A 19,316-nucleotide genomic window follows, 5' to 3' on the forward strand; every position below is an offset into this window, starting at 1 on the left:
TCCTTTGATTCATAACTTATTATACGTTATAATAGTTGACATCCTATGTCATATAATTGGAGGAAATTTATGAGAGCAGACAGATTAATTTCTATATTAATGTTACTACAAATACATAAAAAGTTAACTGCTTCTGAGTTATCAAGAAGACTTGAAGTATCTGTTAGAACTATTTACAGAGACATTGATACTCTTAGTGGTATTGGAGTTCCAATAGTAGCTGATAAAGGCATCAATGGAGGAATTAAACTTATTGGAGACTACAAAACCTCTATTACCGGAATAAATAAAAATGAACTTTTCTCTTTATTTCTTCCAACTGGTGATAAAATTTTAGAGGATTTGGGTAAGGAAAAGCTTAAAGACTCTACAATTCTAAAGATTTTAGGAGACTCTTCCTCAGATGAACTAAAAGAATTTGAAAACCTTCAAAACTATATTTATGTAGATATGAATACTTGGAACGAGCCTAACACTATCTTAAATACAGATATTCTTTCATTACTTCAAAATTCTATCTGGAATTCCAACACATTAAAAATATTATACAGAAAAAAAGATGAAGTAAAAGACGTAGAAGTAAATCCACTGGGATTAGTTTGCAAACGTGGCACTTGGTATTTAGTTGCAATAAACAATGACATTATTAAAACCTATAAAGTTACTTCTATTGAGAGTGCTTTATTAACATCCCATATATTTACTAGACCAAATAACTTTAATTTGAAGATTTACTGGATAGATTCTACAAACAACTTTAAAAGCTTAATTCCAAAATTTACTTTTACTTTTAAAATTAATCCCAAGATATTAAATAATATTAAAGAAAGACAATTTATAACTATATCTGAAATCGTAGAAAAGGATGACAATACTTATCTTATAATTAAATTCGATTCCCTTTGGCAAGGTGTAGAATTTGCCTTTGGATATGGTAAGTCAATAGAAATAATTGAACCAATTGAGGCTATCTCTGAAATTAGAAAAAAAGCTGAAGAAGTTCTTGAGTTGTACTAACGGTGAGATTACAATAAACACTCCATTATTTTTTATTTCTATATATAAAAATTTTTAAGCAATTATTTCCTAGGGAATATTTAATAAGCATAATTAAATGATAATTATTATTGATTAAACAAGAATTTTTTGGTAAACTATTTATATAAAATAGATATATATATTAATAGTTAATGATTTTTTTAATGGAATAATATTTTTTTAGTTTGGAGGTTTTTTTATGATTAATTGGTTTACAGGGCTAGACCCAGTGATTCAAGCACTTTTAGCAACACTTTTCACTTGGTTTGTGACTGCATTAGGGGCAGCTTTAGTTTTTGTTTTTAAGACTATCAATAAAAAGGTACTTAATGGAATGTTAGGTTTTGCAGCTGGGGTTATGATTGCTGCAAGTTTTTGGTCTTTACTACAACCTGCTATTGAAATGGCAGAGCAATCAGGTACTCCTGCTTGGTTACCTGCAGTTGTCGGCTTTCTAGCTGGAGGGGCTTTCCTATGGACTGTAGATAAAGTAATACCCCATCTTCATAGTGGAACCCCCACTGATAAAGCGGAAGGTGTAAAGACTGGTTGGCAAAGAAGCGTTTTATTGGTACTTGCAATTACCCTTCACAACATTCCTGAGGGATTAGCAGTAGGAGTAGCTTTTGGAGCAGTAGCTGCAAATTTACCATCAGCCTCTCTAGCTGGTGCAATAGCATTAGCTCTTGGAATAGGACTTCAAAACTTTCCAGAAGGAGCAGCAGTTTCTATACCTCTTAGAAGAGAAGGGTTATCTAGAACCAAAAGCTTTTTATACGGGCAAGCATCAGGGGTTGTTGAACCCATAGCTGGTGTAATAGGTGCAATTGCAGTTATTGGAATGAAATCTATACTTCCATATGCATTATCCTTTGCTGCTGGAGCAATGATATATGTAGTAGTTGAAGAATTGATACCAGAATCACAGTTAGAGAGAAAATCTGATATAGCTACAATAGGAGCCATGATTGGATTTGCTGTGATGATGTTTTTAGATGTAGCTTTAGGATAATTAAAAGGAATTAAGGATACAAATCCTTAATTCTTTTTATTTGCAAAAGAACCCCTTTTTCTCGTGACCTTACTTATTTAAAACTTTAAAAAAGCTTTATAATATGCTTTGATGTTTCATGATTTATTACTGATTTGTTAATGCAATTACTCCTTATATAAGTCCATAAATTACCTATAACTTTTTATAGTCTACAGCTCCTAAAACTATTAACTTATTGCTATGTCCAAGCATATATAATAGTAAGAAAATAAATTCAGGCAAAAATATAGGAGATGATTAGTATGCCTACATTTGCTTATGTGGCAAATGATAATAATAAAGTTTCAGTTATAGATACAAGTAACAATACAGTGATAAATACTATACCTGTTTTATCTCCTGATAATATTGTAAAAGCTATTGCAATAACTCCAGATGGTAGGTATCTTTATGTGACAAATCTTTCTAATGTGGTAGCTGTTATTGACACCTGCTCTAATACTGTTGTAACAACCATAACTGTTGGAGATTTCCCTGCAGGCATAGCAGTAACCCCAGATGGTAAATATGTCTATGTTGCAAATTCTGGCCTTGCAACCTCTACTTCAGGCACTGTTTCTGTAATTGACACTACTACAAATTTAGTTATAGCCACCATACCTGTTGACAGAGATCCTGTTGGAGTTGCAATAACTCCAGATGGAAACTTCGTTTACATTACTAATTCAAAATCAGATAATGTTTCTGTGATAGACACTGCTACAAATACAGTAGTAACCACCATTGCTGTGGGAGATTTTCCTCAAGGTATAGCAATAACCCCAAATGGTAACTTTGCTTATGTGGCAAACCAAGGTCAAAGTTCTTTATCTAATACAGTATCTGTAATAAATTTAAGTACCAATACAGTAATAGCAACTATCACCGTTGGACTTGGACCTACTAATGTAGCTATAACTCCAAATGGGAATTTTGTTTATGTTACAAACGTTGGCGATAATACGGTGTCTGTTATAGATGTAGGAACAAATACAGTGGTAAAAAGTATTCCTGTTGGCCCCTGCCCTTTTGGCATAGCAATAACACCTGATGGAAGCTTTGCTTATGTGACAAGAGCCTGTGATAACAATGTATCAGTGATAGCTACAAACACCAATACAGTTGTAGATACTATTCCTGTGGGAGATCTTCCCCTTGGAATAGCAATAGGAAATATTAACTTTCCATGTCCAGCTCCATTAGATAGAATGTGTATTGAAACCACAAGAATCTTTGACTCCTGTATGTTCGAAGTTGAAAAAACAATAAAAATTCCTACTTCAAATAAAACCCAATCACTTCAATGCCAGGTTTTAGAAAGTAAATGTTCTGTATTAAGTATAACTAAAATAGATGAACAACAGGATTTAGTTGACGTTAAATTGCAAATAAAAGTAGTTCTTCGCATAACAAATAACGGTTGTAATAACAGTTGTTTTAAAAAAGTAATAGATTTTCATAAGAATGTTACCCTTATGTTGCCTGAAGGTGGAGATTTAAGCTGTGAAATTAATAATGCAACTTGTGGTTGTAGTGAAGTTAGTGAAGGCACAAGAATATGCTGTAATAATAATTCAGACTGCACTGTTAAAGTAACTGCAACAGTTAAATCTAAAAAGCTTGTTCAAGTTGAAGTGCCATTTTTAAGAAGCTGTGAATCAAAACAATGTACTTCTAATGGTGGAATAAGAATAGCCCCAGGTAGAAGCTATCCATTACCAAGTGTACCTTCAGAGATAAACAGCATTATGTTCCTTGCAAAGACAGACACAGGTATGACTTCTCAGGTTGTAGTACTTCTTAATGGTCAACCTTTGACTTTTGTAACTGTAACCGAGGAGCTAAAACCTTATAAACTAGTTTTGCCTGGTGGCCCATACCCTGTTGGAAGTGTCTCATTAAATAATCTAGGAACTTCCAGTATCTATATTCGTAATTTAACTACCAAATAATTTTCACAGTCTAAAATATTATATTTAAAATAACTAGCAGAAACCACCTAACATCAGTAAATATAAACTGTAAATAATTAAAAGTTCAAAGCACCCTAAGGCAATACTTTAGCCTTGGGTGCTTTATTGTGGATAATTCTTATAAAAACTAAGATTTAACCCCTTTTACTAAGTTCCTCTTCTATTAATGCTTTTGAAATATACATAGCTTTTATTATTTTCTTTAAGCGGGTATGATGATAGGTTCCCTCTTGAAACTTTTGGTGTGCTTTTTCACATTTACTCATAAGAGAAGTTACGGGGGGTAATGCTTCTCTTAGCTCTTCTTCTGTATATTTGTCTACAATATTTTCTTCCCCTATTAAGGCTTTTGAAATATACAAGGCTTTTATCCTATTCCTAAGGAGTGTGTGTTGAGAAGTACCCTCTGGAAACTTTGGATGTATTTTTTCACTTTCATTTATAGCTGAAGCTATAGCTTCTAAGGCTTCTTTCAATTCTTCCCTATTATATTTTTCCATACTTTTCACCTCAAATTGTATTTTATAATAATTTTTTGTTAAATACTCTTCATTAACTCTATTTGGATTTTTCTCTCTTTTCTTACTTCCTCTAAATTGTCTGTATACATAAATTGTCTTTTCATTATAGCACACTACTAAAACCTTGGTACCACAGTGTAGGGTTTAATAAAAATCTACTTCTTAGGCTATGTGGTTCTCCTAAAGATTAAAGTTGCAACCTTCTCAGATTAAAAAAAATACCGTAAAATCCATTTATGAACTGCTACTCTAAAGATAGCATATCATTATGGATAGTACGGTATTTTTATATTACTTTATTACTACTTTATATTATAAAAAGATGTTTTGTTCTTCATTAAATTTTAAAAAGAGTGATAGCAAATATTAGCCAGCAGCCCAAACTTCAATCTCTATTTTTAGAGAGGTCAAGCCTAAAGCAGAAACATAAGAAATTGTCATTGATGGATAATCCCTTTGAAAAAAATCATCCCAAATAGAATCAAAATATACCCAATCAATTTCTTCTGTAGCCAATATATTAACTTTAATAATATTACTTGAACTTAAATTTTGTGTTTTAAGAATAGTATCTATGTTTTTAATTGTATTTTTTACTTGTTCATTCATATCTAAAGGAATATGATCATTAGAGTCAATTCCTATTTGTCCTGAAAAAACAAATAAATCAGCATCCTTTGATACCCTCGTTACATGACTATAATGTCCTACTGGTTTAGGAACTGGTTCCGGATTATATCTTACTACTAGCTTTTCTTTATTATTCATTTTAAATGTCTCCTCTAAAATTATTATTTTATCATTTACTGGTAAAAAAGGGCGCACTTACCCCTTAAATAATAAATTTTAGAAAAAAACAGCAGTAGAATACCCTATGCCAATTGAAAGACTATATAATGCTCTTTTTTTCATAAGATATTCCTCCTTTAAAATAATTTTGTATCCTAATTTATCCTATCATTTATATTAATTATTGTCAATTTTTCTCATCTAATCTCAGGTTATTTATACCATTTAAATATGACGAGCTTATTAGTTTCATCTACTCAACACTTATATTTGCTAATGCATCTTTCATATATTTATAAAGCTCTCCATTGATACCACTTCCTTTTGCTGCATGTGGATTGTCTGAGTAATATCGTTCAGCTGAACTTATAATTTCTGTATCTCCCCCTGTAAAAAAATCCATTGCTTCCTTCCACTTTCTTGCTAGGCCAACCACTGTTGGATTCTCTACAGATGTTCCCTTTTCCATTTCATATTGAAATGAAGAAATTAATTCGCCCCAACTACTAGCATACTTATCTGCTTCATTATTATTTAGTTCATTATATTGTTTTTTTATAAGGGTGATTTGCTCCTGTGTAAAGTATTTCTTTTGATTTTTTATTAATTCAATGGAATTAATAAACTGCTCTAAATTTGGTTTTCTCCAAGAGTTGAAAACCTGCCACAGTTCCTGTAGCTGACCCTTTAATTCTTCTTTGAGTTTAATTTCCTGATTTAACCTTTCAATTTGCATCTCTATAATTTCCTTGGGATTATGCTCAGGGTTCTCTAAGAACTCTTTTATTTTATCTAAAGAAAAATCCAATTCCTTCAGTGACATAATTTGCTGTAGTTTTATGATATCCCCTTCATCATATAAACGATGTCCAGAGTTGGTTCTAGAGGTTGGACTCAAAAGCCCAATTTCATCGTAATGGTGAAGAGTTCTTATTGTAAGCCCTGTGAGCTTAGATAGCTCACCTACCTTCCAGGTTCTATTCTGCACTGTGATCACATCCTTCTAACTTTCATTTAATGTATAAGATTTTTTATATCCTGAGAACTAAAAGAGTATTTCTTACCACAAACATTGCATACAATCTCCATGGACTTTTTATTTTGAAATGCGTCTTCCAGCTCATCTTTACTAAGGGAGTATAGCATAGGGTAAAAAACTTCTTTCGAGCATCCGCAAAGAAATTGAACTGGATATTTCTCAACTATTTCAATATCATTAAATAATAAGTAAGGTATATGTTTTAAACTCTCATTGTCTCCTAAGTTTGACAAAATTGAGTGATTTTCAAAAATAGTTTCTCTAATGGTATCAATAAGACCAGTAGGTGCACCAGGAAGCAATTGAGCCATTATACCTCTACATAATACAACTTCATTATTATTATAAACTATATTTATTGAAAAAAATGAATCAGTTTGTTCACTTTGTTTGAAATAATAGGAAAAGTCATCAACAATATTTCCATAGGGCATATCTGTTATGCCAGTAAAAATACTATGCATTCCTAAATCCTTCAATACTTGGATGCAGCCTTTATGTCCTATTACTTCTTTAATGGATAAACCCTCTATATTATCTATTGGTACATTTAATAATTCATCACTTATATATCCTCGGATATTTCCCATGGAATCAGCGTCTGCAAAAATTTTATGCTTTCTATTGCTTGCACTAACCTTTATACTAACTCTTTGATTCCCTTTTAGGGTTGCAGATATTAAAGTTGCAATTGATACAGTTTTTCCTAGTGCATCTTTTAAAGTCTTGCCAATATTTTTATGATTACAGATTTCCTTTATCATATCTGTACCATCCAAGAAGAAAATTCTAACTTGCTTGTTATAGGCTAAGGTTTTTAATATATAATTGTTCATTTTATTTCAGTCCTTTCTTAGTTTTTTTAGTTTTCTCACAATTTTTCTATTGAAAAGTTTCTAAGTTACTTCTTCATATATAGAGAACCAAAGTTAATACTTAAACTACACATAAGTCCTTCCCTAGCTCCCTTAAAGGTATATGACCATGAATAATCTTAAAATTGCATGATGGAATCCATATCTTACGTAAGGTTATATAAGGTAGTAAATAAATCTTACAACCTAACGTAAGGTGAGGTGCAAGAGTTATTTTTTATTTAACCCTTTTATTCAACCGTGGTGCATCTCCAATAAAAAAGCTCCTAAACCTTTAAGTTTTAGGGGACATAAATCATCTTTCATTATAAGTTTGAGCTATTTAACTTCAAATAAATTTGCAGAAGATAAGTTGTGGCCTGCAAATTTTACGTATTTCTGTGATAAAATAACTTTTCTTCATTTTCAATATGCTTCTTTTAATTTTTATTTATTATTAAAAATTAAAAAACTAAGGAGATGTTTAATTATGTCATTACAACTTATTCCTTTCATTTTAATGAATGGAAGGGCAAAAGAAGCATGTTCTTATGGTTTTAATAAAACCTAGGAACCTATTTATTTGAAAATTAATATATTAAACCAAATGAATAAAATAGGGTGATAAAATATTATGAATCACAGATACTTAAATTGTTCAACTAAAAGAGAGAGAAGTTGCCGATTCCACTGTAAATCCCCTATACGGAGAAGAGTTTTAAAATTATTACTTTAATCCAGACTATGAAGCGCATTTTATAGAATATGTAGGCGATATAAGAGCGGCATTGGCTAATATTGGCTATGCCAAGGTTTATGTAACGAAGAAGTTTTTTGCAACACTTCTTGTACGAAAAGGTATGTTAGGAGCCTTACTAGAAAATATTCCTGACATTATTAATATTGAAAGAAATCATGCCCTATGGAACTGAATATAACAAGGATAAGATAAAAGATATATAGACAGTATTACAAATAAAGCAAACTTTTCAATAGTTACGGAAACTAGAAATCAAGGGATGGGGTATACTCATGCCAGTGGATTAATTAGAGCTTCGGGACAAACTGAAGAAATTTTTATAAATGTTGGGGCTGGTCAAAGAGCTTTAAGTGTGGAAGTTTATACTAAAAGGCCAGATATTATTACAATAGGAGTAACTTCACCTTTAGGAAATGCTATAACTGGGATTCCTGTACCTCTAGGTAACAAAACTAACGAATATATAACTATGGAGGAAAATGGATTAATCATTGATTATTTAGCTAGAGAAAATGTTACTGGCACTATGAGTGTAAATATGATAATTAGAAACACTACTGAAGGAATTTGGAAAATAAGTTTGTTTGGGGAGTTGGTGGTCAGTGGAATGTATGATTTATGGATACCTCATTCCCAGCTATTAATAGGGATCACTAGATTTTTAACCCCTAGTCCCTATACAACTATATTAACTCCTTCCTCCTCAACTAATATAATTGTTACAGCCAATCATAATCAGCTAAATAGTAGTATTATAGAAAGTTCAGGCAAAAGATTTCCTAGAGTTGGGGTAATAAAACCCTCCTTCACCACTGGAGGAATGCATTTCCTCACTGCGGGGCTAAATAACTCCTTAGTTATAGGTAGTGTCGGTGCAATGCCTGGTGCCATATTAGCTGGTGCTGTAGCCTTAATATATCAGTGGGGGGTTGTTGAGAACAAATATTCAATGCTGGACCCACCAGTAGTAAAAAATTTTCTTATAGTTGCAACAGATAAAGATCCCAATATAATGTATCCAAATCGTGAGTGGGGCTATGGAAGATTAAATATTAATAAATTATATGAAGTTATGCTTGCTACCAGTAATGCTGCCAATAACAATAGTACTTCTAATGCTAATTTTACCATTAATAGCAATGTCGGCAATACTAGTGGTGCTATGAATACTAATACCACTAGCATTGCTAGTAGCGCTACTGAGAGCTGCATTAAGGGTGAATCTAAAAACTATTTGTATATAAATATTCCTTTTGAAATATACAAGGCTTTTATTCTATTCCTAAGGAGTGTGTGCTTAGAAGTACCTTCTGGAAACTTAGGCTGTATTTTTTCACTTTCATTTATGGCTGAAGCTATAGCTTCTAAGGCTTCTTTCAATTCTTCTTTGTTATATTTTTCCATACTTTTCACCTCAAATTGTAGTTTATAACACTATTTTTTGTTAAGCACTCTTCATTAGTTATATTTGGATTTTTCTCTCTTTTCTTACTTCCTCTAGGTTATTTGGTTACATAAATTATTTTTTCATTATAACATAGAAGTAAAACTCTGGTGCCACAGTGGAGAGTTTTAATAAATCAAAGGAAACCCTAAGGTCAAACCACAGGTTTCATCTCGTAATATAAACAATAAAAACATATAACCTAATCCAAGTTTAGAAAAACACCACTTCTATAAAATATATATTAAAGAAGTAGTGTTTTTTATTTTTCTATTCTCTATTATACTTAACAAATATCAACTTATAAATTTGTACCAATATCAGCGGCATAAAGGATAAGCCATAAACCATTGAATATTGATTGAAGTTAAGGGCAGTTACTTCAAAGATTCCCATTATAGGCTCAAAGGTTAATACTGCTTTTAGAAGCAGATAGCCTATTATTACGGCAAACCACAGATATTTGTTAGAAAAGATACCTATTTTAAATATGGATTCCTTTGACCTTGAGTTGAATCCATGAAGAAGTCTTGATAAACATAAGGTTGCAAAGGCCATGGTGCTTGCAACTGTTACATTTCCACTTGATAGCCCAAAGTGGAAAGCAATCATGGTGCCTAAGGCAACTAATAGTCCTTCTAAAATAACCTCTACAGTAAAGGCTCCATCTAGTATTGGCTCATTTATTCCTCTTGGTTTTTCTTTCATTATATTTTTACTGTGAGGTTCAAGTCCAATGGCAATGGCTGGTAAGCTATCTGTAACTAAGTTTATAAATAGCAGGTGTACTGGAGCAAAAGGTACAGGTAATGCTAGTATTGAGGCATAGACTACGGATAAAATTCCTGCTGTATTTCCTGATAATAAAAACTTTATGGCATTTCTAATATTAGCATAGATGCTTCTTCCGTTAGAAATAGATTTTACAATTGTAGAAAAGTTATCATCAGTTAATACCATTGAAGCTGCATCCTTAGCCACCTCTGTACCTGTAATTCCCATGGCAATTCCAATGTCTGCTTGTTTTAGTGCTGGAGCATCATTTACTCCATCTCCAGTCATGGCAACCACATTACCTTTTTCCTGCCACGCTCTTACAATTCTTATTTTATGTTCTGGGGAAACCCTAGCATAAACTGAGATGTTTTCCACTGTATTTTTTAATTCTTCATCACTAAGACTTTCTAGTTCGTAACCTTCCATAGCTTCTGATTCATTTTTTAAGATTCCTATTTCCTTGGCAATAGCTGCAGCTGTGATTTTGTGGTCACCAGTTATCATTACAGGTTTTATTCCAGCATTTATACAATCCTCCACTGCCTTTGCAGATTCAACTCTTGGTGGATCAATCATGGCAATAAGACCAACAAAGGTAAGGTCATGTTCATCTTCAAGAGTTAACTCTATATTCTCATCCACTTCCTTAAAAGCAAAAGCCAAAACCCTTAGTCCATTTCTGGAGAAATCCCAGTTGGTGTTTTCAATGTCTTTTTTTATTTCTTCTGTGATTGGTGCAACTCCCTGTGAGGTTTCTATATTTATAGTTCTAGCTAAAAGCACGTCCAAAGCACCTTTAGTTATCATGATAGTTTTTCCCTGAATTTTATGCACTGTACTCATAAGCTTTCTGTCTGAATCGAAAGGAAGCTCTTTAAGCCTTCCAATTTCTTTTCTTATATGCAGCTCATCTAAATCATAAATTTCCCCTAAGTTTACTAGAGCAATTTCTGTTGGATCACCAATTTCCCTATCTTCTACCGTTACAGCATCATTACATAATAAAGACATTAATACAAGCTGTTTCTCTATTTCTCTATCATGGTCTAGTTCATCATGGTCAACGATTTTACCATCCACAAATACCTTTTGAACAGTCATTTTATTTTGAGTAAGAGTTCCTGTTTTATCTGAACAGATTACAGATATACTTCCAAGACTCTCTACTGCATGAAGCTTTCTTACAATGGCATTTTCCTTTGCCATCTTTTGAGTACCTAGCGCAAGAACTACTGTCACTATTGAGCTCAAAGCTTCTGGTATTGCTGCCACTGCAAGGGATACAGCAAACATAAAGGCATCAATAATTAGCTCTCCTCTAAAGATACTTAAAGCAAATATCACTGCTGAGATAGCAAGTATAATAAGAGCAAGCTTCTTTCCAAAGTTATCAAGTCCAACTTGCAGTGGTGTTTTTCTTTCCTTTGCACTTTCTAAAAGGTTTGCTATCTTACCTATTTCAGTACTCATTCCAATACCAGTAACTAAAATAGTGCCTCTACCATAGGTGACAAAACCCCCAGAAAATACCATGTTTTTTCTATCACCAATGGCTACATTTTCTCCCTGAATTATATCAGTTATCTTATTAACTCCTTCTGATTCTCCTGTAAGAGAGCTTTCATTAACTTGAAGGCTGAAGCTTTCAATAATTCTTCCATCTGCACTAATATAATCCCCTGCATCTAGGTACATGATGTCTCCTACCAATATTTCCCTAGATGGAATTTCAAGTTTTTCTCCATTTCTTAAAACTTTAGCATTTGGAGAGGATAATGCTTTAAGACTACTTAGAGATTGTTCAGCCTTCATATGCTGTACCGTTCCTAAAATTGCATTAATTATAACCACCACTAAAATTACTGCTGTACTTTCAAACTTGCCAAGAAAAGCTGAGATTACTGCTGCAGCTATTAGGATTATTACTAGAAAATCTTTAAATTGCTCTAAAAATACCTCTAGTGCAGTTTTCTTTTTTCCTTCAGTTAACTCATTATAGCCATACTGTTCTCTTCTTTTATTTACTTCTTCCTTACTTAGTCCCAGTGAGGTTACTCCCACAGTTTTCAGGACCTGATCTATGGTTTTGTTATAGAAATTTTCCATATTTTAATTGCTTCCTTTCGTAATAAATATCTTAACTAAATCTACTCTTTTTAAACACATAATTACTGTTTTATTTTGCTTTGCATTTAAGTTTTATATTCTTCAACTTAGATTGCATATATAGTGAATTGCTCTAAAAAAATATGAATTATTCTTAATAATCCCCTCCTTTAAAGAATTAACAAGTTGGTTTTGAGCTAGCTCATTATGAAAGTTCAATTTAACAAGCTCACCTTGAACAAGTTACTTTTTCAAGCTATTTAAAGAAAAATAAAAAGACCCCACAGCTAGAATAAATCTAGCTGTAGAGTCTTACAAAACTATAGTAGTTATCAAAGCCGGGATTTTCTCCGAAGTGACGACTTTGATTTCTGCTAATTTAATCAACAGGTTTATTAATATAAATTGATTATCAACAAGGTCCTTGTGAACAAGTTGATTTCAATAATCTCCTATTGTTAATTAACAGATAGTTACTCCCTCTACAAAAGTTATTAAATTTATATTAAATATAATATGAAGTTTCAATTATTCTGTGAAAGTTGTTCTAGAAAGTCATGGTGAAAACACTCTATAGAAATCTTCCACCAAGTCCTTCTAAGTAAGTTTTACTTCCTAATATCTAAAACTTCTTGTACATCTATATTATTTTATTTTTATGTTAATGTCAATTAACTTAACAAGAACTTAAACAAGATTTAAAATAATACTAAAGATGACACCCCTAATGTAAATACTTATTTAGAAGGTCAGCAATTAATTTATTTATGCCATTTATGTCTGGACTTTCAACCTTCTCATCCTTAATACCATACTTTCTTTTTAACTTAATAATTCTTTCCACACTTTCATTTATTCTTTGCTGCGAGATTTCTCCTTTTTCAATAGCGGATTTTAAAGCAGATTGAATTTTATCAACATTATCATAGCCATGGCCTACTAAGATAATGTCGCTACCTGCCTTTACTGATTCTACTGCTGCTTTGCCAATATCAAAATGTTCTACAATAGCCCCCATTGTCATGTCGTCCGTTATGATTACCCCAGTAAAACCAAGTTGTCTTCTAAGAACATCCGTCATAACCACCTTTGACATGGATGCTGGATTATTTTTATCTAATTCAGGTATTAATATATGGGCTACCATGACAACCTCTGCTCCCTCATCAATGGCACGCTTAAATGGGATTAACTCTAGTTTCATAAGTTCCTTAAGGGTTTTATTTACAATTGGCAGTTCAAGGTGAGAGTCCACTGCTGTATCTCCATGGCCTGGAAAATGCTTAATTGTTGGAATAACCTTTTGAGACTGTATCCCCTTCATGGTTTCAATGCCAAGTTTACTTACTATTTCTAGGTTGTTTCCAAAGGATCTGTCACCAATCACAGGGTTATTGGGATTGCTGTTAATATCAAGAACAGGTGCAAAATCCAGATTTAAGCCAAATTCTTTTAATTCATAGCCTAAAAGTCTTCCAATTTTATAAGAAAATTCAGGGTTATTTACCTCTCCAATCTGTTTGTTTGGTGGAAAATTAGTTAGTGCCCCAGGTAATCTTATGACACGTCCACCCTCTTGGTCAACACCTAGAAATAGGGGTGTATTAGAACTATTTTCAGCTTTTATTTGATTCACAAGTTCAACAGTTTGTGTAGGGTTTTCAAAGTTATTCTTATAAAAAATAATTCCTCCAACATGTAATTGGTTTATTAATTTTTGTGCTCCAGTATCCATTGTAGTTCCAGAGACCCCAGCAAAGATCATTTGCCCAATTTTTTCTTCCAAGTCCATTTTAGAAACCTCCTCAGAAATAGATTGATTTCCTTGTTCATTAGATTTTTCATCAATCTGTGCGTAGAGTGAACTATGGTCTACCTTTGGGTTTGGTTCTTTATCTGTAGGTCTTGGCAAAACCCATAATAAATCAGTGGAAGTAGTTATATGATAGACAAGTATGATTTGATCATAGGTTGAATCCTTATAATATCTAAGATCATTAGGTTCTCCACCAATTTTCTTGATTTCCTTTAAAGAAATGGCTTGTAGTTCAGGATTATAATTTCTTATATCATTAACAATGTCATGAGTATAACCAAGAGTGACATGACGATTTTCATACTCTTCATATCTACCTTCAGCTGTTTCTGAAATATGATTTGATTTTCCCCACTGTTCATTAACTTCCTTCCACTGTGTTTTCCCAGAAACAAAAGAAATATTAGGAACTTTACCTTCCTTAGCTAAGGAAAATGTTTTCTTCACTAATTCCTCAAGTTTTGAAATCTCATCCTTATCCACATCTAATGGGTTCCCACTGTTGTGGTCAGTTATATTTGGCTCTTCTTTAACTGAACTCTTTTCTTTTAAAACTCTAATACCAATCACCAAGGCTAAAATCAGGAGTAGAACTGTAAAAATAAATAGCTTAAGCCGAGAAGTCCTTTGTTTATTCATTCTCCTCACCCCTTTTTATCATATTATTTTTAGTATTTACAATTTCCTTAACAAATCTTCAACTATAATTAAAATATGTTTATGGTACTCATGCTTTTTTATTACAAAGATCTCAATTGCCTTTTAAAATGAAGTATTAAATTTATCCTTCTCTTTCACCCTATGTTCCGTACTCAAGGGTACGGTTATTTATATTACTAAGCATGGGAACTTATAACCTTCTGAAGAATATGCAAGGGTAAATGGTGGTAGTAATCCTAGTTTTTATATTTTTACCCCAGCGTTGGAATAGAAATTCAAAGGTGTTTGAATCTCTTTATCTCTCCTATTTCAGTAATGAAATATGCTTTTTTCTTTTGATAATATTCTAAACTCATCCATACCTCTCCAAAGAAAATCCCCTCCATATGTCCCATAAAAACATGTGGAGGGGTAAAATTCAGTGAAAATATTAACTTTTATATATGAGTGTTGTGAAACCCAGTACTTATAATTTTTTATAAGCCCTCATGGCAAAGCTATAAGCTACTAACATTATTACAATACACCAAGCAAGGGCAACCCAAATATCATTTCCTACTGGCTTATTTGCTAATAAATTACGAATAGCTTCTACCATAGGGGTTACAGGTTGATTTTCTGCAAAGACACGTACTACCGAAGGCATAGTATCTGTTGGTACAAAGGCAGAGCTGATAAAGGGTAGGAAAATGATTGGGTAAGAGAAGGCCCCTGCACCATCTGGTGTTTTAGCAGCAAGTCCAGCAATTACAGCCACCCAAGTCAAAGCAAGTGTAAAGATCCCAAGAATTCCAAAGACTCCTAACCATTCTAAGATTCCTGCTGAAGAGCGGAAGCCCATTAATAATGCAACAAGTATAATCACTATTACGGAAATTCCATTTGAAATTAATGAAGTTAATACATGCCCCCATAATACTGTAGAACGAGCTATAGGCATAGAGTGAAAACGCTGAAAAATACCACGTTCTTTATCTATAAACAATCGGTAAGATACATATGCAATTCCACTACCAATAGCCATTAACATTATACCTGGTAATAGGTAATTAACATAATTCTCTGTACCAGTCTTAATTGCACCCCCAAATACATATACGAATAATAGCATCATAGCAATTGGTGTAATACAAACTGTAATAATTGTATCCATGCTTCTAAAAATATGACGCATAGAACGTCCAAACATAACACTTATATCTTTTAAAAAATATTTTTTTATTGATTCCATTTATTTCTCCTCCTTTTTACCAATGATTGTTAGGAATATCTCTTCTAAGGTAGGTTGCTTCTCAACGTATTCAACTTTTGCAGGTGGAAATAATTTTTTCAACCCCTCTAGTGTATCTAGAGCAATGATTTTTCCTCCATGAAGAATAGCAATTTTATCTGCAAGTTGTTCAGCCTCCTCTAAGTATTGTGTGGTTAAAAACACTGTAGTTCCTGTAGCTGATAATTCTTTTACAATTTTCCAAACTTCTAAACGTGCTTCTGGATCAAGCCCTGTTGTTGGCTCATCTAGAAAAATGATTTTCGGATTTCCCACAAGACTCATTGCTATATCAATTCTTCTTTTCATACCCCCAGAGTAAGTACCCACTCTGCGATCTGCAGCTTCTGCCATACCAAAACGGTTAATTAACTCATCTGCTACCACCTTTGGATTTTTAAGATGTCTAAGTTTTGCTATCATTTGAAGATTTTCACGACCAGTCAAAATTTCATCAATAGCAGCAAACTGACCAGTAAGGCTTATGGAACCTCTAATGTTCCCTGTATTTTTTTCAATATCAAAACCATTGATCTTAGCATTTCCAGCATCTGCTTTAAGTAAGGTAGCCATAATTCTAATCATGGTTGTTTTTCCTGCTCCATTGGAACCTAGTAGTGCAAAGATGCCCCCCTGCTCTACTTGAAAATCCACTCCCTTAAGTACTTCTAAATCTTTATAAGCTTTCTTTACCCCTTTAATTTCTATGATATTTTTTTTCATTTTCTTTTCCTCCCCTACAATATAGTGACCAGTCTCAAAGCTGCGTCAAATTTTTTCAATGCAGCTTGAGGAATTATCATAAAAAAAGAGCCGACAACAGTGATTTTACTCACGGTTATCGGCTCTGCGTCTTAGCGTCTGGCTCTTTGATAACTGATATATTCATTTGTTTTACATTAATTATAGTTTCCAGTTTACACTTAGGACAAAATAACGGAAAGTTTTCAATTACCGTATCAACCCCTATCTTCACCTTTGTTTTATTGCCACACACCGGGCATAATATCCACTCATATTTACACACTGTACCATCCCCTTACTTCAGGTTGTTGTTGATAATTATGCTTTTAATGCCTGCAACCATTAAGTTGCTTTTCAATGTACTCCCACATTGGGAGGAGTGCAGATTTTTCTATTTTAATTGCCTTTTCATCCACTGCTTTCATTTTTACTTTGTTTTATCTATTACCTTTTTCATGGCCTTGTTAACTTCTTGGTTAGCAGATTCTTGGTAGATGTCAGCATAAGTTTTTGAATCTTTAATTAAGTCATCGCAAAATGCTGCTACATCTCTGCCTGTCACCTCAAGGACACCTTTACCCATGGCTACACCCTCTTCAAAAAGATCTATAATCCCTGATAACAAGTCTATGCCATCAGTTAACTCAACAGGCCCCACCTTAAAGAGATACTTTTGAATTTCTTTATAAACGATCTGATAATCTTGTGGAAGGGTTTTTACACGTGCCACATGGGCTTTCCACTCTTTTTTGCCTTCAATTATATCTTGTATTCTCATTTTCTCCTCCTATTTACCTAACTTTTTAGCAATATTATTATTAAGTTGCTCTCGCCACTTGCCACGATAAGTCTTTGCCCCATCTTCACCCACTAAGGCTAAGCAGAAGCCTTTGATATCGTTACCCAAAACCTCCTGGATGCTCTGTCCATCCGCTGCCGTTTCTTCCAGTAATCCAAGAACACCGTCAAGGATTGGCATAAGGTTGCGACCAGTGAAATCTGAGTGGGACCAAAGATTTGCTTTAATTATTTCCCATGCCCCTTGATAATCAGCAGGTAGCTTTTTCGCTCGAGATTCAAAAGTTTTAAATTCTTTAGTAATGTCACTTCCCGTGATTTTTTCCCAAAAATTCATTATTTCTTCTCCTTTAACTCATTAATTTTTGATGATACGAACTCCCATTTTTCCCAAAACCTCCTCAGTTCCTCACGCCCCGCGTCATTGAGGGTGAAAAACTTTCGCGGTGGTCCCATATCCGATGGTTTCTTCGTAATTTCCACTAGCTTGTTTTTTTCAAGTCGTACTAATATGGTATAAACTGTGCCGTCTACAACATCTGAAAATCCCAGTGCATTCAGCCTCCTAGTAATCTCGTAGCCATATATTTCTTCATGGCTGATAATTTCTAGAACACAGCCCTCTAGCACTCCTTTAAGCATTTCTGTAAGGTTCTCCAATGTAACCACTCCTTGCTATTCTGTATTACTGGTATTCAGTATTACTTACTACAGCTATATAGTATCACGTAGTAGTGCTGCTGTCAATATACTTTTTTTATTTTTATCAGCAAGATTTAAAATAATACTAAGGATTATATAAATGAAGTTGAGTATTCTCAATAACCTAGAGATAAAACAGTTTAACTTTCCATAAAGTTTCTATATATATTACTGCATATGAATTGGGTTAATAGCAATTGGACAAGTCCTTAACCTTAAGGGAAATATCCCTAGTCTGAATAAAGTCTTCTACATCATTTTCATTTGTAAAACTTCTTAAAAATTAAAAACACATTGATAAAATCATCAATGTGCTTTCTTAATTTTTTTGTGTTCAAATTATATCCATATCAATGAACAATGCATTATGTCTACTTGGTAATTTCCACTTCTAATTGAATATATAGTTTTACTTTTCTACTTTATTAAAGCTATCAGCCCATTCTCTTACTCTACGGCTGCTTTCTTCTTCTGATAAATCTTCGATTCTAGTCATGATGGTCCATCTTACGTTAAAAGGATCTAAAATGCTGCCAAATCTATCCCCTGAAACAAAGTTAGCAATGGGCTCTCTAACCTTTGCCCCTCTTTCTACTGCACTTTGAAATACCTTATCTACTTCATCAACATAAATTGCCAAAGAATAGCAAGCTTCATCCCCTATTGGCGGCAACATTAATTTATATGCTGGGTTAGCTGCACCTAACTGTAAACAGCCATTTCCAAAGTCTAATTCAGCATGAGCAATTATTTTATTTCCACTTTCATCAGTAAATTCAGTAGTATCCTTAATCCTAGCGTTAAAAACACTGCTATAGAACTCTATTGCTTCTCTGGGATTCTTTACTACAATAAATGGTGTTATAGTTGTAAAGCCCTTTGGGATTCCGTTCTTTGTGTATTTACCAGTTACTCCAATATGTTTACTCATAATTCTTCCTCCTTTAAATTCACGAAATACCTTTCTTCATTGTTATACTTATTATAAAACA

Annotated in this window: 17 protein-coding genes; 4 read left to right on the forward strand and 13 right to left on the reverse strand. The window is 33.2% G+C overall.

The genetic code is table 11. The annotated features are described in order from the left end of the window. Positions 1-69: 69 nt before the first annotated feature. The 3 genes from B3040_RS16695 to B3040_RS16705 all read left to right on the forward strand — a co-directional run bounded on the left by B3040_RS16695 (position 70) and on the right by B3040_RS16705 (position 4,023). Positions 70-1,017 carry a helix-turn-helix transcriptional regulator gene (locus B3040_RS16695; RefSeq protein WP_291575810.1) on the forward strand — a complete coding sequence of 316 codons (948 nt, stop codon included), beginning with the start codon at positions 70-72 and terminating at the stop codon, positions 1,015-1,017. Between the two features lie 223 nt (positions 1,018-1,240). After that, entirely contained in the window at positions 1,241-2,050 is an 810-nt protein-coding gene (locus B3040_RS16700) for a ZIP family metal transporter (RefSeq protein WP_291576008.1), read from the forward strand. A 284-nt stretch (positions 2,051-2,334) separates the two neighbouring features. Next, positions 2,335-4,023 (forward strand): YncE family protein, encoded by a 1,689-nt coding sequence (locus tag B3040_RS16705; RefSeq protein WP_291575814.1) that lies wholly within the window; start codon positions 2,335-2,337, stop codon positions 4,021-4,023. A gap of 155 nt (positions 4,024-4,178) precedes the next feature. Here B3040_RS16705 and B3040_RS16710 read toward each other — a convergent pair whose 3' ends face one another. From B3040_RS16710 to B3040_RS16725, 4 genes are all read right to left on the reverse strand, one after another. Next, positions 4,179-4,544: a hypothetical protein gene (locus B3040_RS16710; protein ID WP_291576010.1), complete on the reverse strand. Its 366-nt coding sequence runs from the start codon at positions 4,542-4,544 to the stop codon at positions 4,179-4,181. Positions 4,545-4,931: 387 nt separating this feature from the next. Then, entirely contained in the window at positions 4,932-5,333 is a 402-nt protein-coding gene (locus tag B3040_RS16715) for a RidA family protein (RefSeq protein WP_291575816.1), read from the reverse strand. A gap of 274 nt (positions 5,334-5,607) precedes the next feature. Next, positions 5,608-6,342, reverse strand: coding sequence for a MerR family transcriptional regulator (locus tag B3040_RS16720; protein WP_291575820.1), 735 nt, complete (start codon positions 6,340-6,342; stop codon positions 5,608-5,610). Between the two features lie 26 nt (positions 6,343-6,368). Then, a complete protein-coding gene (locus B3040_RS16725; protein ID WP_291575822.1) occupies positions 6,369-7,229 on the reverse strand; it encodes an Hsp33 family molecular chaperone HslO in 861 nt (286 codons plus the stop codon). 1,037 nt (positions 7,230-8,266) lie between these two features. Between B3040_RS16725 and B3040_RS16730 the strand changes: the two genes are divergently transcribed. Continuing rightward, positions 8,267-9,439, forward strand: a complete 1,173-nt coding sequence (locus B3040_RS16730) for a hypothetical protein (protein WP_291575830.1) — start codon at positions 8,267-8,269, stop codon at positions 9,437-9,439. Between the two features lie 282 nt (positions 9,440-9,721). Here B3040_RS16730 and B3040_RS16735 read toward each other — a convergent pair whose 3' ends face one another. The 9 genes from B3040_RS16735 to B3040_RS16775 form a co-directional block, all read right to left on the reverse strand. After that, positions 9,722-12,334 carry a cation-translocating P-type ATPase gene (locus B3040_RS16735; RefSeq protein ID WP_291575832.1) on the reverse strand — a complete coding sequence of 871 codons (2,613 nt, stop codon included), beginning with the start codon at positions 12,332-12,334 and terminating at the stop codon, positions 9,722-9,724. A gap of 724 nt (positions 12,335-13,058) precedes the next feature. Next, the gene (gene nagZ / locus B3040_RS16740) at positions 13,059-14,789 is read right to left on the reverse strand and encodes a beta-N-acetylhexosaminidase (RefSeq protein WP_291575834.1); all 1,731 of its coding nucleotides are present in this window, start codon (positions 14,787-14,789) and stop codon (positions 13,059-13,061) included. Positions 14,790-15,276: 487 nt separating this feature from the next. Next, complete coding sequence (locus tag B3040_RS16745; protein WP_291575837.1) at positions 15,277-16,041, reverse strand: ABC transporter permease; 765 nt, start codon at positions 16,039-16,041, stop codon at positions 15,277-15,279. Beyond that, the gene (locus tag B3040_RS16750) at positions 16,042-16,803 is read right to left on the reverse strand and encodes an ABC transporter ATP-binding protein (RefSeq protein WP_291575839.1); all 762 of its coding nucleotides are present in this window, start codon (positions 16,801-16,803) and stop codon (positions 16,042-16,044) included. A gap of 115 nt (positions 16,804-16,918) precedes the next feature. After that, positions 16,919-17,107: a cysteine-rich KTR domain-containing protein gene (locus B3040_RS16755; RefSeq protein WP_291575843.1), complete on the reverse strand. Its 189-nt coding sequence runs from the start codon at positions 17,105-17,107 to the stop codon at positions 16,919-16,921. Positions 17,108-17,251: 144 nt separating this feature from the next. Next, positions 17,252-17,602, reverse strand: coding sequence for a DUF1048 domain-containing protein (locus B3040_RS16760; protein WP_291575846.1), 351 nt, complete (start codon positions 17,600-17,602; stop codon positions 17,252-17,254). 9 nt (positions 17,603-17,611) lie between these two features. Then, positions 17,612-17,959, reverse strand: coding sequence for a DUF1048 domain-containing protein (locus B3040_RS16765; protein ID WP_291575848.1), 348 nt, complete (start codon positions 17,957-17,959; stop codon positions 17,612-17,614). Then, entirely contained in the window at positions 17,959-18,282 is a 324-nt protein-coding gene (locus B3040_RS16770; RefSeq protein WP_021283817.1) for a PadR family transcriptional regulator, read from the reverse strand. Before B3040_RS16770 ends, B3040_RS16765 begins: the two co-directional genes overlap by 1 nt. Before the next feature lie 451 nt (positions 18,283-18,733). Then, positions 18,734-19,255 (reverse strand): VOC family protein, encoded by a 522-nt coding sequence (locus B3040_RS16775; protein WP_291575857.1) that lies wholly within the window; start codon positions 19,253-19,255, stop codon positions 18,734-18,736. Positions 19,256-19,316 lie beyond the last annotated feature (61 nt).

This window comes from Clostridium sp. UBA4548, from assembly GCF_002387895.1.
Lineage (GTDB): Bacteria > Bacillota > Clostridia > Clostridiales > Clostridiaceae > Clostridium_J.

Excerpts from the sequence above, each read along its gene's own strand:
- B3040_RS16765 (WP_291575848.1), bottom strand. The coding sequence starts at position 17,959 with ATGAATTTTTGGGAAAAAATCACGGGAAGTGACATTACTAAAGAATTT.
- nagZ (WP_291575834.1), bottom strand. The coding sequence starts at position 14,789 with ATGAATAAACAAAGGACTTCTCGGCTTAAGCTATTTATTTTTACAGTT.
- B3040_RS16760 (WP_291575846.1), bottom strand. The coding sequence starts at position 17,602 with ATGAGAATACAAGATATAATTGAAGGCAAAAAAGAGTGGAAAGCCCAT.
- B3040_RS16725 (WP_291575822.1), bottom strand. The coding sequence starts at position 7,229 with ATGAACAATTATATATTAAAAACCTTAGCCTATAACAAGCAAGTTAGA.
- B3040_RS16750 (WP_291575839.1), bottom strand. The coding sequence starts at position 16,803 with ATGAAAAAAAATATCATAGAAATTAAAGGGGTAAAGAAAGCTTATAAA.
- B3040_RS16745 (WP_291575837.1), bottom strand. The coding sequence starts at position 16,041 with ATGGAATCAATAAAAAAATATTTTTTAAAAGATATAAGTGTTATGTTT.
- B3040_RS16735 (WP_291575832.1), bottom strand. The coding sequence starts at position 12,334 with ATGGAAAATTTCTATAACAAAACCATAGATCAGGTCCTGAAAACTGTG.
- B3040_RS16715 (WP_291575816.1), bottom strand. The coding sequence starts at position 5,333 with ATGAATAATAAAGAAAAGCTAGTAGTAAGATATAATCCGGAACCAGTT.
- B3040_RS16775 (WP_291575857.1), bottom strand. The coding sequence starts at position 19,255 with ATGAGTAAACATATTGGAGTAACTGGTAAATACACAAAGAACGGAATC.
- B3040_RS16695 (WP_291575810.1), top strand. The coding sequence starts at position 70 with ATGAGAGCAGACAGATTAATTTCTATATTAATGTTACTACAAATACAT.
- B3040_RS16710 (WP_291576010.1), bottom strand. The coding sequence starts at position 4,544 with ATGGAAAAATATAATAGGGAAGAATTGAAAGAAGCCTTAGAAGCTATA.
- B3040_RS16730 (WP_291575830.1), top strand. The coding sequence starts at position 8,267 with ATGGGGTATACTCATGCCAGTGGATTAATTAGAGCTTCGGGACAAACT.
- B3040_RS16705 (WP_291575814.1), top strand. The coding sequence starts at position 2,335 with ATGCCTACATTTGCTTATGTGGCAAATGATAATAATAAAGTTTCAGTT.